Source organism: Gallalistipes aquisgranensis, from assembly GCF_014982715.1.
Classification (GTDB): Bacteria; Bacteroidota; Bacteroidia; order Bacteroidales; family Rikenellaceae; genus Gallalistipes; species Gallalistipes aquisgranensis.
Genome location: NZ_JADCJY010000002.1, coordinates 558,832 through 571,746, shown reverse-complemented (window position 1 = coordinate 571,746; position 12,915 = coordinate 558,832). Strand labels below are relative to the sequence as shown.

12 protein-coding genes are annotated in these 12,915 nt (G+C 65.9%); 7 read left to right on the top strand and 5 right to left on the bottom strand.

What is annotated here, in order from left to right; genetic code table 11:
• Positions 1 to 13: 13 nt before the first annotated feature.
• Both lnt and INF32_RS11620 read left to right on the top strand, forming a co-directional pair.
• Positions 14 to 1,591, top strand: a complete 1,578-nt coding sequence (gene lnt / locus INF32_RS11625; protein ID WP_226388568.1) for an apolipoprotein N-acyltransferase — start codon at positions 14 to 16, stop codon at positions 1,589 to 1,591.
• On the top strand, positions 1,588 to 2,895 hold the full coding sequence (locus tag INF32_RS11620; RefSeq protein ID WP_226388567.1) for a bifunctional folylpolyglutamate synthase/dihydrofolate synthase: 1,308 nt from the start codon (positions 1,588 to 1,590) through the stop codon (positions 2,893 to 2,895). Before lnt ends, INF32_RS11620 begins: the two co-directional genes overlap by 4 nt.
• A gap of 34 nt (positions 2,896 to 2,929) precedes the next feature.
• On the opposite strand, the gene INF32_RS11615 is transcribed toward INF32_RS11620, so the two are convergent.
• Entirely contained in the window at positions 2,930 to 4,009 is a 1,080-nt protein-coding gene (locus INF32_RS11615) for a M23 family metallopeptidase (RefSeq protein WP_226388566.1), read from the bottom strand.
• Positions 4,010 to 4,089: 80 nt separating this feature from the next.
• Between INF32_RS11615 and trxB the strand changes: the two genes are divergently transcribed.
• From trxB to INF32_RS11590, 5 genes are read left to right on the top strand one after another with little or no spacing between them, the layout of a single operon-like run.
• On the top strand, positions 4,090 to 5,019 hold the full coding sequence (gene trxB / locus INF32_RS11610) for a thioredoxin-disulfide reductase (RefSeq protein WP_226388565.1): 930 nt from the start codon (positions 4,090 to 4,092) through the stop codon (positions 5,017 to 5,019).
• Between the two features lie 56 nt (positions 5,020 to 5,075).
• Positions 5,076 to 6,053: a long-chain-fatty-acid--protein ligase gene (locus tag INF32_RS11605; protein ID WP_226388564.1), complete on the top strand. Its 978-nt coding sequence runs from the start codon at positions 5,076 to 5,078 to the stop codon at positions 6,051 to 6,053.
• Positions 6,054 to 6,057: 4 nt separating this feature from the next.
• Positions 6,058 to 7,251 carry a Coenzyme F420 hydrogenase/dehydrogenase, beta subunit C-terminal domain gene (locus tag INF32_RS11600; protein WP_226388563.1) on the top strand — a complete coding sequence of 398 codons (1,194 nt, stop codon included), beginning with the start codon at positions 6,058 to 6,060 and terminating at the stop codon, positions 7,249 to 7,251.
• Complete coding sequence (locus INF32_RS11595; protein ID WP_226388562.1) at positions 7,248 to 8,465, top strand: polysaccharide pyruvyl transferase family protein; 1,218 nt, start codon at positions 7,248 to 7,250, stop codon at positions 8,463 to 8,465. The genes INF32_RS11600 and INF32_RS11595 overlap by 4 nt, the downstream gene beginning before the upstream one ends.
• A 14-nt stretch (positions 8,466 to 8,479) precedes the next feature.
• A complete protein-coding gene (locus INF32_RS11590) occupies positions 8,480 to 9,412 on the top strand; it encodes a glycosyltransferase family 2 protein (RefSeq protein ID WP_226388561.1) in 933 nt (310 codons plus the stop codon).
• Between the two features lie 13 nt (positions 9,413 to 9,425).
• On the opposite strand, the gene INF32_RS11585 is transcribed toward INF32_RS11590, so the two are convergent.
• The 4 genes from INF32_RS11585 to INF32_RS11570 all read right to left on the bottom strand — a co-directional run bounded on the left by INF32_RS11585 (position 9,426) and on the right by INF32_RS11570 (position 12,860).
• Positions 9,426 to 10,334, bottom strand: a complete 909-nt coding sequence (locus INF32_RS11585) for a glycosyltransferase (protein WP_226388560.1) — start codon at positions 10,332 to 10,334, stop codon at positions 9,426 to 9,428.
• A gap of 82 nt (positions 10,335 to 10,416) precedes the next feature.
• On the bottom strand, positions 10,417 to 11,295 hold the full coding sequence (locus INF32_RS11580; protein WP_226388559.1) for an FAD:protein FMN transferase: 879 nt from the start codon (positions 11,293 to 11,295) through the stop codon (positions 10,417 to 10,419).
• A gap of 18 nt (positions 11,296 to 11,313) precedes the next feature.
• Positions 11,314 to 11,574: a hypothetical protein gene (locus INF32_RS11575; RefSeq protein WP_226388558.1), complete on the bottom strand. Its 261-nt coding sequence runs from the start codon at positions 11,572 to 11,574 to the stop codon at positions 11,314 to 11,316.
• A 2-nt stretch (positions 11,575 to 11,576) separates the two neighbouring features.
• Positions 11,577 to 12,860 carry a Gfo/Idh/MocA family protein gene (locus INF32_RS11570; protein ID WP_226388557.1) on the bottom strand — a complete coding sequence of 428 codons (1,284 nt, stop codon included), beginning with the start codon at positions 12,858 to 12,860 and terminating at the stop codon, positions 11,577 to 11,579.
• Between the last annotated feature and the right edge of the window lie 55 nt (positions 12,861 to 12,915).

The following is a 12,915-nucleotide window of genomic DNA, read 5'->3' as shown; positions in this document are numbered from 1 at the left end:
AACGGAGACGAAAATGCGCAAACACCTTCTGCTGTCCCTCCTGAGCGCCCTGATGCTGAGCGCGGGCTGGCTCTCCCTGAGCGGGATTCCGCTGCTCGGGGCGCTGGTCCCCCTGCTGCTGATCGCCGACGACTACGGCACGGGGCGGCGCCCCTTTTGGAAACTGGCCGGCTGGACGGCCCTCACGCTGGGCCTGTGGAGTGCGGCGACCACCTGGTGGATATGGTACGCGGCGGCCATCGGGGCCGTCCTCTCGGTGCTCATCACGGCGGGACTGATGGGCGGCCTGTTCATGCTCTGGCACGGAATCTCCCTGCGGGCCGGGCGGCCGCTCTCCTGCACGGTGCTGGTGTCGGGCTGGATTGCCTGCGAATACCTCTACACCGTGGGACAGGTCTCCTTTCCGTGGCTCACGCTGGGCAACGGATTCGCATGCGACCCGTGGCTGGTGCAGTGGTACGAATACACGGGCGTCTTCGGCGGTTCGCTCTGGGTGCTCGTGGCCAACCTCTGCCTGTACCGCGCCGTAAAAGCGCCCCGGCAGTTCCGCCGCTGGATCGCTCCGGCCGCGGTCATCCTGCTCCCGGCCCTCTTTTCGGTCGTCCGCTATCTCACCTACGACCCGGGGAACGGTCCCGAAGCGACGGTGACCGTCGTCCAACCCAATATCGATCCCTACAACGAAAAGTTCGACGTGGCGCAGGCCGACCAGACCGCCCTGCTCATCCGGCTGGCGGAGGAGGCTCCTGCCGACGTCGACTACATCGTCATGCCCGAAACGGCCATAGACGACCACCTGTGGGAAGGCGCACTGGAATATTCCGCCAGCGTCGAGGCCCTTCGCAACGCGGTCCGCACGCGCTGCCCGCAGGCCCGGATCATCGCGGGGGCGACCACCTTCCGCCGCTACGAAGCGCTCGAACCCCATCCGGCCACCGCCCGGACCAACGACAACATCAACTACTGGTACGACGTCTACAACAGCGCGATGGAGGTGGACACCTCCCGCCGGGTGGAGATACACCACAAGTCGAAACTGGTGGTGGGCGTGGAGAAGATGCCCTACTACGAGGTGCTGAAACACCTGGAGTTCCTGATCGTCGACCTGGGCGGCATCTCCGGACAGCTCGGCACCGACAGCGTGCGGAAAGTCTTCGTCCGCCCCGACGGGCTGAAGGCCGGAGCGGCCATCTGCTTCGAATCGGTCTACGGAGAGTACATGACGGAGTTCGTGCGGGGCGGGGCGGGTCTCCTCTTCGTCATCACCAACGACGGCTGGTGGGGCGACACGCCCGGCCACCGTCAGCACTTCTCCTTCTCGCGCCTGCGGGCCATCGAGACCCGGCGCAGCATAGCACGCAGCGCCAACACCGGCATTTCGGGCTTCATCACCCCGCGGGGCGACGTGGTCGGGACCCTCGGCTGGGACCGCAGGGGCACCCTCACCGAACGGCTTAGGACCAACGACATGATCACTTTCTACACCCGGTACGGCGACTACATCGGCCGGCTCAGCTCCTATGTCTTCCTGCTCAGCCTGCTCTATTTCGTGGCCTACCGCACCCGGCGCCGTAACCATCTGGTACCATGACCTATCCCGAAACCCTCGACTTTCTCTTCCGCTCGCTGCCCGTCTTCCAGCAGAGCGGCTCTTCGGCCTACAAGCCGGGGCTGGAGCACACCATCGCCTTCAACGACTACCTGGGGCGGCCCGACCGCAATTTCCTCTCGATCCACGTGGCCGGAACCAACGGCAAAGGTTCCGTCTCCCACCTGCTGGCCTCCGTGCTCCAGGCGGCCGGTTACCGCGTGGGGCTCTACACCTCCCCCCACCTGAAGGATTTCCGCGAGAGAATCCGGGTGAACGGCACGCCCATCTCCGAACGGGAGGTCGTGGAGTTCGTCGCCCGCCACCGGGAGAAGATGGTCGGTCTCGGCCTCTCCTTCTTCGAAATGACCGTCGGCATGGCCTTCGACCACTTCACCCGGCAGGAGGTCGAGGTGGCCGTCGTCGAGACGGGCCTGGGCGGACGGCTCGATGCGACCAACATCATCCGCCCGGCGGCGAGCGTCATCACCAACATCGGCTTCGACCACATGGCCCTGCTGGGCAATACGATTCCGAAAATCGCCGCCGAAAAGGCAGGTATCATCAAACCGGGCATCCCGGCCGTCATCGGCGAGGAGCATCCCGAAAGCGCCCCCGTCTTCCGGGCCCGGGCACAGGAGGCGGGCGCCGACATCTTCTTCGCCGAATCGCTCTTCCGCTGCGTCGGGGACGGCGGGGAGTGCCTCACGGGCGAGGACGGCACGACACGCCGCCGGCTCACCGTCGAACGCATCGAAGACGGCGACCGGCTCACGCTGGAACTCGACCTGCTGGGTGAATACCAGCGCCGCAACATCGTGACCGTCATGGCTGCCATCCGGATACTCAACCGCACCAGCCCGCTGAGCATCAGCCGGAGGGACATCGCGGAGGGATGCGCCACGGCCGCCCGGACCACGGGACTGCGGGGCCGCTGGGAGATACTCGGCCGCGAGCCCCTCACCGTCTGCGACACGGGACACAACGAACACGGTCTGCGGCTGGTGGCCGAACAACTCCGCCACCAACGTTACGACAAACTCTATTTCGTGCTGGGAGTCGTGAACGACAAGGACCTGCACGGCATCCTGCCGCTGCTTCCCCCCGACGCCCACTACCTTTTCACGCAGGCATCGGTCGAACGGGCGCTTCCCGCCGACCGGCTGGCCGAAGAGGCCGCCCGCTACGGACTGCACGGCGAGACGGTTCCCGGCGTGCGGAACGCCTGCGACCGGGCCCGCCGCCTGGCTTCGCCCCGCGACATGATCTTCATTGGCGGCAGCACCTTCACCGTGGCCGACCTCTGACCGGGCCCGGCCTGCCGGACAGCGGCGGCGGCTTCTATTTGATCCGCAGACGCTGGCCGATCCGGATCACGGCGTCCTTGTCGATCTTGTTCAGCTTGCAGAGCGCCGCCACCGTGGTCCCGTTGCGGCGGGCGATCTGGGTCAGCGTATCGCCGGGACGGACCTTATAATACACCGGAGCCGCGGCGGCAGGCTTCGCCGGAGTGAGTTTCGCGGCCGGCTGTACGGCCGGGGCTTCGGGCTTCCGCACTTCGGTGGGTTCCTCCGTCAGTCCTCCGCCCTCGCTCTCCGACCGTTCGTCGGTCGCCGGAGCCGCCGGCACTCCCAGCCGCCGTCCTTCGGCCGCGCTGTTGTAGGCGAAAATCCTTCCCGCCCGGTTGCAGATATAGAGCGTGTCGGAGCGCAGGTCCATCGCCTCCCCGTCGATCAGTTTCATCGGGTCGAGCGGCTCCCCGGCGGCCCGCAGTTCGAAATGGACGTGTTCGGTGGTTGCCCGCCCCGTCCGGCCCGCCAGCGCAATGGGCCGGCCCGCCTCCACCACGTCGTTCACCTCCACGAGGTTCTTCACGTTGTGGGCATATACCGTCTCGAACCCTTCGTAATGGCGGATCACCACGATGTTGCCGTACCCGCTGTAATACTTGCTCATGCGCACCACGCCCGGCAAGGCCGCCCGCACCGTGTCGCCCGGCACGGCCTTGATGTCCACACCCGTGTGCATCGAACGCCCCCGCGGACCGTAGGGCGAAATCACCCGTCCCTTGTAGGGATAGCAGAACTCCTCCCTCAGCTCCCCGAGCGGCACGGTCAGCAGGCCCGAGGCAGGCAGCGGATTGACGCCGGGCACCCGCACGTGGGCGCTCTCCACCCCGGTGAAGGTGATCCGGGGACGGTCGGGTTTCAGCGGCAGGCGTACGGGTTCGGCCGGAGGGGCCGGCATCTCCTCCCGGACGATCTCGCCCGCGGAACGATTATTGGTTTCGGGATAGAGGATGCGCTGCGAAGGGGCGGAGGGGATCTCCGCCTGCGGCGTGCGGTAGAGCGACTGACGGGTTCCGCACCCCGAAAGGAGCAGGCCCGAGGCCGCCATGCAAAGGATCGTGCGTCGTGTCATGGAATTCTCTTTAGCCGCGATAAAAGTACGATTTTTTTAAATATTCGCCTATCTTTGCGTAAGAATAAAAACAGACCGCCATGGAAAACCAACTCATCAAGTGCCTCATCATAGGCAGCGGCCCCGCCGGGTACACTGCCGCCATCTACACCGCCCGCGCCGGGCTCTCCCCCGTGCTCTACGAAGGGATCGAACCCGGAGGCCAGCTCACCACCACCACCGACGTGGAGAACTTCCCGGGCTATCCGGAAGGGGTGACGGGCGCCGCCCTCATGGAAGACCTCAAGAAACAGGCCGCCCGTTTCGGCACCGACGTACGCTTCGGCGTCATCACCCATGCCGACTTCAGCCGCCGCCCCTTCCAGGTGACGGTGGACGGCCGCCACGTGCTGGAGGCCGAAACGGTCATCGTCGCCACGGGGGCCTCGGCCAAGTATCTCGGCCTGCCCTCCGAACAGAAATACCGCGGCATGGGCGTATCGGCCTGCGCCACCTGCGACGGCTTCTTCTACCGCAAGAAGGACGTGGCCGTGGTGGGCGGCGGCGACACCGCCTGCGAGGAGGCCACCTACCTGGCCTCGATCTGCAACAAGGTCTACATGGTGATCCGCAAGGACCACATGCGCGCTTCGAAGGCCATGCAGCACCGGGTGATGAACACCCCGAACATCGAGGTTCTCTTCGGCCACGTCACCGAGCAGGTGATCGGCGACGAACAGGGCGTGACGGGTCTCCTGCTGCGCGATGCCGCAGGGGAGGAGAAGATGATCGACGTGAGCGGACTGTTCCTGGCCATCGGCCACCACCCCAACACCGAAATCTTCAAAGACCAGCTCGATCTGGACGCCGACGGATACATCCGTACCGTGCCCGGCACCTCGAAAACCAATATCGAAGGGGTATTCGCCGCGGGCGACGTGCAGGACCCCCACTACCGGCAGGCGATCACGGCGGCCGGCAGCGGATGCGTCGCAGCCCTCGACTGCGAACGTTACCTTCTTTCGCGCTGAATCCCCGGACCGGGGAGCCGGACGGCCCCCGGTCCCCACGCATAACCCGCGACACCATGCTCGGAATAGACGACATCCTTTCGATCCGCACCCCGGACCAGCTGCGCGAGGCGGCGATGGAGCTCTTCGCTTTCCAGTCGCAGGCCTGCGCCCCCTACCGGGAGTACATCTCCCTCGCGGGAATCGACCCCCGCCGGGTGGACGCACCCGAAAAGATTCCGTTTCTGCCGATCGAACTCTTCAAGAGCCACACGGTCTACTGCGGGGAGAGAGCCCCCGAGATCGTCTTCACCAGCAGCAACACGGGCGGCACCGCCCCCTCGCGCCACCCGATGGCCTCGCTGGAGGTCTACGAAAAGATCTTCCGCCGGGCGTTCGAACTCTTCTACGGACCCGCGTCCGGCGTGAAGATCTACGGACTGCTGCCCAACTACCTCCAGCGGCAGGGCTCCTCGCTGGTCTACATGGTCGACCGGCTGATCGCCGCGGGCGGCGGGGGTTTCTATCTGGACGACTACCCGGGACTGATCGCCGACCTGGAGCGGGAGCACGGCCCGAAGATCCTGCTGGGTGTAAGCTACGCCCTGTGGGACCTGGCCGAACGGTACGCCCCGAAGCTGACGGACACCGTGGTGATGGAGACGGGCGGCATGAAGGGGCGCCGGGAGGAGCTCCCGAAAGAGGAGTTCCACGCCCTGCTCTGCCGGGGGTTCGGAGTGGAACGCATCCACTCCGAATACGGCATGGCCGAACTCACGTCGCAGGCCTATTCGGACGGGGAGGGGGTTTTCCGCTGCCCGCCCTGGATGCAGGTGTCGCTGCGCGACCTGAACGACCCGTTCGACGTCGTACTGCCCGGCACCCGCACGGTGTCCTGCACGGGAGGCATCAACGTGACCGACCTGGCCAATCTCACCTCGTGCGCCTTCATCCAGACGCAGGACGTGGGACGCCTCTGGCCCGACGGACGTTTCTCGGTGCTGGGCCGGGCCGACCACAGCGAAATCCGCGGGTGCAACCTGCTCATACAATAGAACGATGATCCGGATCGAACGAAAAGAGGATTGCTGCGGCTGCTCCGCCTGTGCGGCGGCATGCCCGGTGCACTGCATCGCGCTCGAAGAGGACGACGAGGGTTTCCGCTACGCGAAGGCCGACCCGGCCCGCTGTACGGAGTGCGGCCTCTGCGAAAGGGTCTGCCCCATGCTCAACCGGCAGCCGGGCCGCCGGGAGGAAGCGCGCGTCTACGCCGTCCGGAACCGGGACGAAGCGGTCCGCAGCACGAGCTCTTCGGGCGGCCTTTTCTCCCTGCTGGCCGGAGAGACCCTCGCGGCCGGGGGCACGGTCTTCGGCGCCCGCTTCGACGAACGGTTCGACGTGGTGCACGACGGTGCGGAAACGGCCGGGGAAGCCCTCCGTTTCCGCGGCTCGAAATACGTGCAGAGCGACACGGGCGACTGCTATCCCCGCGTGCGGGAGGCGTTGCGGCAGGGACGCCCGGTGCTGTTCAGCGGCACGGGGTGCCAGATTGCCGGGCTGAAAGGCTTCCTCGGACGGGACTACCCGTCGCTGACCTGCGCAGAGGTGGCCTGCCACGGCGTACCCTCCCCGGCCGTGTGGCACCGGTTTCTCGCCGAACAGCGGGCCGAAGCCGAAAAGACGGCGGGTGCGCCCGCCCGTCTCGAACGGTTCTCGTTCCGCGACAAGTCCGGCGGATGGAAACGCTACCGGGTGACGGCCCACTACCGCGGTCCGCAGGGCGAAACGACCCTTTCGGAACCGTTCTACCGCAATGCCTTCATGCGCGGTTTCCTGCGCGACCTGTTCATCCGTCCCTGCTGTCACGCCTGTCCGGTGAAGAATTTCGCCTCGGGGGCCGACCTGATGCTGGCCGACTACTGGGGAGTGGACCGCTGCCATCCCGACATGGACGACGACCGGGGTACTTCGCTCGCCGTCACCCTCACGCCCCGGGGCGAAGAGGCCCTGCACGCCGTGGAGAGCCGGACGGTCGCCGTACCCTCCACGCTCGGCTGCGCGCTGGCGATGAACCGGGCCATCGTGCGGTCCGAACCCCGTCCGGCCGCACGGGAACTCTTTTTCGAACGGCTTCGCCACGAAAGCGTGACGGCCGCCGTCGCCCGTCTGACACGCACCCCGCTGCTGAAACGGCTGCGCCGCCGGGCCGGGAAACTGGCCGCCCGGCTGGGCCTCAAAACCGGAAACCGATGAAACGCATCCGCATCGAATACTTCAAGAATCTCGACAACTACGGCACTGCCATGATGGGGCTGGTGACGGTAGCGGCGCTCGCCCGCCGCTACGGTCCGGAACAGGTGGAATTCCACTGCGATTTCGACGACGACCGAGTGCTCGAAGAGGCCCGGGCCGAACTTCCGGCCGGCATCCGGCTGGTCCGCCGGCCCACGCCGGACCAGCGCACGGCGGGGCTCTCCCCCCTGCGCCGCAAGACGGCCCGGCTGGGAAGCCTCCTGTTCGAAAACGAAGGAAAGGGATTCGACATGCTCGTGGTGCTGGGAGGCGACGACCTTTCGGAATACTACTCCCCGTGGGCGCCCGCGCTGGCGCTGCTCCGCAAGTGGAGGGCCTCGTTCCGCACGCGGGTCGTGCTGCTCGGCCAGACCGTGGGCCCCTTCACCCGTCCGCTCAACCGCCTGCTGGCCCGCCGCCTGATGCCCCGCATGGAGCTCTACTCGCGCGACGAACCCAACGCCGCCTACCTGGCCGCGGAATTCGGACTGCATCCCCGTCTTTCGGCCGACCTGGCCCTGTGCGACCTGCCTCTGCAGAAGGAGACGGGAGCCGCCCCCCTGTCGGAGTACGGACTGCGCGAGGCGGAATACGTCACCGTGATCGTCTCCGGCTGTCAGTCGGGCGGCCGATACTACTGCCGGAACACCGGTACCTACATCGCCCGCTTCCGGGAGATCGTCCGGGGCCTGCTGGCCGATCCCCGGCTGACCGGAAAACAGATCGTCCTGCTGGCCCACACCTTCGGCAGCCACGGGGACGAACCGGCCGCCGTGCGGGCCGTCGCGGAAGGACTCGACCCGGCCGAACGGGAGAGGATCGTTCCGGTGGCCGAAAAGATCGGGCCGACCCGTGCACGGGCCATCCTCGGCCACGGGCTTTTCACCGTGACGGGACGGATGCACGCCGCCGTCTCCACCTTCCAGGGCGGACGGCCCGCGATCAGCCTCTCGTACAGCGCCAAATACGACGGGGTCATCGGCCGCGGACTGGGCCGCGGCGACCTGATCGTGGAGGCCGACGACGACCGGCTATGGGAGAGCGGCCGGATCGCGGAACTGGTCGCGGAAAAGACCGACTACCTGCTCACCCATTACGGGCGGCTCTGCGGCGAGATCGCCGAACGGGTCGCCGCCACCCGCCGCACGGCCGAAGAGACGCTGAAAAACCTGTAATCCCCCGCCTCCGCATGAATACCGACCGAATCCGCATATCCGTCGTCATTCCGCTCTACAACAAGGAGCGCGAAGCGGCACGGGCCGTCCGCTCCGTCCTGGACCAGCGCTACCTGCCCCTCGAGATCATCGTGGTGGACGACGGAAGCACCGACCGGAGCGCCGCCGCCGTAGAGGAACTCGCCGCCCCGGAAGTGCGGCTCATCCGCCAGGCCAACGCCGGGGTCTCCGCCGCCCGCAACCGGGGAACGGAGGAGGCCTCGGGCGACTATGTGGCCTTTTTGGACGCCGACGACTGGTGGGAGCCGGGATTCCTCGAAGAGATCGCCGCCCTGATCGGGGAGTTCCCCGGCTGCGGCATCTACTCCACGGCCTTCCGGATCGTCCGCGACGGCCGCCGCTTCCCGGCCCGTCAACCCCAGCGGCGCGGCGTCGTGGCCGACTATTTCGACGAAGCGATGACCCGCTACGTCTGTCTACCCTCGTCCAGCTGCCTGCCCCGCAGCGTACTGCTCGAAGCGGGCGGATTCCCCCCCGGGATGAAGCTCGGGGAGGACCTCTATCTCTGGACGAAGGTGGCCGCCCGTCACCCGGTCTGCTTCTCGCCCCGCCCGGAAGTGAATTACAGCGTCACCGCCTCCAACCGTTCTTCGGCCATCTACACGCCGGAACGGACGGAATTTTCCTTCCGTGACCTCTACACAGAGGGGAACGACTCCCTGAACGAATATATCGCCCGGTGCGGCATCGCCAAGGCGATCACCGTCGCCGCCAAGGGAGACACGCGCGCCGGCCGGGAAGCCGAGCGTTTCTTCCGCTACACGCGGCGTTACCGTTTCGGCTGGCGGAAACTGTACCTGCTCAACCGGCTGCCGCGCAGCTGGCGCCCGGGAGTTCTCGCCCTCTATAACAGACTGGCCTGGATGATCGCCCGCAAAGGGCTCTGAATGTGGCAGCCCCCTACCCTTTCAACAGGCCGCAGGTGACGTTGCGGCGCATCCGGATCAGGTAGCGCCCCTTGATCGCCTCCCCCCGCAGCGCATAACCAGCGGCCAGCGCCAGCGTACCGCCCCACTTGACCGCCTCGGCCAGAAGCCGTGCCAGATAGGCCGCCCGCGAAATGCCCTGCGTGCGGATACGTTCGCTCACGCCCGACTGGCGCGTCAGCCGGTCGAAATAGGCGGGATCGAATTTCGATTCGGGAATGATGTGGTAGATCACGGCACCCGGCACGTACCAGACCTGCTCGCCGCCGGCCCGCAGCCGCCCGAAGAGCTCTTTCTCCTCGCCCGCCAGCGGATTGGCGCCCGTACGCCCCAGCGCCGGATCGAACGCACCGTAACGCACGAGCGCGCTGCGCCGCACGGCCATGTTGCCGCCGCCCGGGAATTTCCGCGCGGGGAAGGGCCTCGCCTCCGGCCCCAGGTCGAGGGTTCCGGCGATCGGACGCTCCGTATAGGGCGAAAGCCACGCCGGCGGCGCATACTCGTACAGGGGCACGATCCGCCCCCCGGCCGCGGCGGCACCGGGATAATCCCGGAAAAAACGGAAATAGCTCTCGGCGAACTCCGGATTGACCTCCTCGTCGTCGTCGATGATAGCGATGTAGGCCCCCGCCGATTCGGCCACTCCCCGGTTGCGGGCGGGCGAAAGACCTTGTTGCGGCTCGCGGGTCAGACGGGCGTTCACCTTCGGATGCGCCTCGGCCCACCGTGCGAAACGGGCCGCCGTATCGTCCGCGCAGTTGTTGTCCACCACGACCACCTCCCAGAGGGCGGGGTCGAGCGTCTGCCGGGCCAGAGAGCCGAGCGTCCGCAGAAGCGGCTGCGCCCGGTTGTAGGTGGCGATCACAATAGAGAGTTCGATCATAGTCGGATGTCCGTAAATGGCAGGACAAGATACGAAAAAAAACGCTTCGGCGGACTCCCCCGCCTGCGCTCATGGCCGGAAATCACTCCTTCGTGAGGAGTTCGCAGACCTCTTCCCCACTCCCGTAATCCATGCGCACGGCACGCTGTGCCCCGAACGCGGCCAGCATCCGCCTGCGCTCCCCGTCGTCCGCCCCGTCCAGCGAGGCGAAGAGGGCGGTCGAGAGCACCTCGCACGCCAGCGGCGAAGAAGCGGCCACGGAGACGATCGCCGGCCGGGTCACGCCCCGGCCCTCGCCCACGGCGAGGATATGCCCGTCGTTGCGCCCGTTGTTGCCGGAGGAGGAGAGCGCCGCATCGCGCAGGTCGAAGAAGACGAGCGGCCGCCGGTCGAGGGGATTCTCCACCCCCACCCGCCAGCACTCCCCGGCCGGATGGCGGCCCAGACAGCAGACGGAGCTGTTTCCGAAACTGATCATCCCGTTCTCCACGCCCGCCCGGCGCACGATCCGCTCGGCGCGCTCCAGCGCGTACCCTTTGGCATAGCCTCCGAAATCGAACACGAGCCCCTCCCGCAGGCGGACCAGTTCACGGCGGTCCGAATCGACCCGGTAGGTCTCCCCGCCCCGCGAGTGGTCCGGAGTACGGACAGCGATGTCGAACCAGCCGCCGGTCAGCTGCCGGCAGCGCTCGGCCTCGTCGAAGACGGAGAGCCACTCCCCGTCGAGCGGGATCGGCCCGCTGCCGGAAGTACGGTTGATCCGCCACAGGTCGCTGCGGCGGTCGAAACGGTTGAAACGGGATTCCAGGCGCACCGTCTCGGCCCGCACGGCCTCGGCGGCGGCGAGCGCCTCAGACTCCGGAAGTCCGGTCAGCAAAAGGTCCATCCGGGTGTGCATCGCCTCGAACCACCCGTACCAAAGGGCGGTCCCTCCGGCCGACACCCGAAAGGAGTAATCCATACCAGCGAACGATCCGGTTTACTGCGCCCTGCCGCGGCAAACGAGCGGACGCACCAGCGCCCAGAGCCCCCAAAGGATCAGCCGGACGAGCACCGTCAGCCCGTAGAGCACCAGCGACACGAAGAGCACCGCATACCACACCTCGTACAGTTCCGTCCAGGAGGTATTGTCGTAAGTGGCTATCGCGTAAATATTCAGAAGATACGTCACCACGAGACAGACGACATAGATGATGATCTCGCGCTTGACGATCCGGCCTTTCAATACAACGTCTTTCATGGCTACCTGTAATTGTAATCTATCTTAAACTCTTCGGGGAAGGCGATGATCCGCTTTTCGTCGATGGCCTGCTGGCCCAGCAGCGACATGATCGTGGCGTAGTAGCCCTCTTCGGCCACCATAGGCGGCTGCTTTCCGGTGAGGGAGGCCTCTACGAAGGCGTCGTTCAGGTAACCCGAACCGTCGTTGCGGGGCGGACGCTTGCGACCCAGAATGAACTCGCCGTGGTTCTGCCGCGCGATCTCGGGGTCCCAGCTCGGCCCGGCGAACGAAAGATCGCCGTAGATATCCTTCTCCAGGTCGTTGATCATGCGCAGGAAGCCCGGCATGGGGGGCGTCTGTTCGAAATAGTATTTTCCCTTTTCGGGCTCCACCGTACCCAGATGGCCCATGATCTGCTCTTCGAGCCCGTAGAACTTGTTCGAGATGATCGACTCGAAGCTCACCCGGCGCCCGTCCTTGTAGGTGTAGATCACGTTCACGTTGTCCTCCACCTCGCGGCCGTCCTTCCAGAAGGTGATGGCCCCGGAGCCCATGATCGTTTCGGGAATATCCTTGTAAATCCATGTGCCCAGCTGCACCTGGTGGCATGCCAGCTCGGTCATCAGCCCGCAGGAGTGTTCGCGGTAGAGCCGCCAGTTGATGAGCCGCTCCAGTTCGGGCGAAGGCACCTCGCGGCGCCAGTCCGCATTGCGGTACCAGAAGGTCTTGATCCCCTCGATGGGACCGAACATCCCCTCCTCGATCATCCGGATCGCCTCCAGATAGTAGGGATCGTAGAGGCGCTGCTGGCCGACGAAGAAGACCTTGCCGGTACGCAGGTGGGCGTTGTACATCTCGAGCGCATCGGCGCAGTTGTGCGAGAGCGACTTCTCGCAGAAGACGTGCTTGCCGGCCTCGAAAGCGTCGACGGTGATCTGCTTGTGGGTATCGAGCGGGGTGACCACGTAGATGGCGTCCACCTCGGGATCGTCCAGCACCTCGCGGTAATCCTTGCAGGTCTTGGCCCCGGGAGCGATTGCCAAAGCCTTGTCCAGACTGGGCTGGTAGACGTCGCAGAGCCACGTCACCTCCACTTTGGGATTGCGTACCAGGAAATTCAGATGATAACGGCCCCGGGAGCCGGGTCCGATGACGGCCACGCGCAGTTTTTCACCGTCCGTAGCCTTCTGGTTCTCTTCGGAAAGGGCCGTCATCCACGGAAAAGAGGTGGCGACGGCCGTCGCTCCGGCCAGCAGACCGCACTCTTTCAGGAATTCCCGGCGAGAAAGAACGTTCTTTTTCATACGATTATTTCAGGTTATCAGTTTCTCGGGAAAATTTCCACAAAGGTAAAACTTT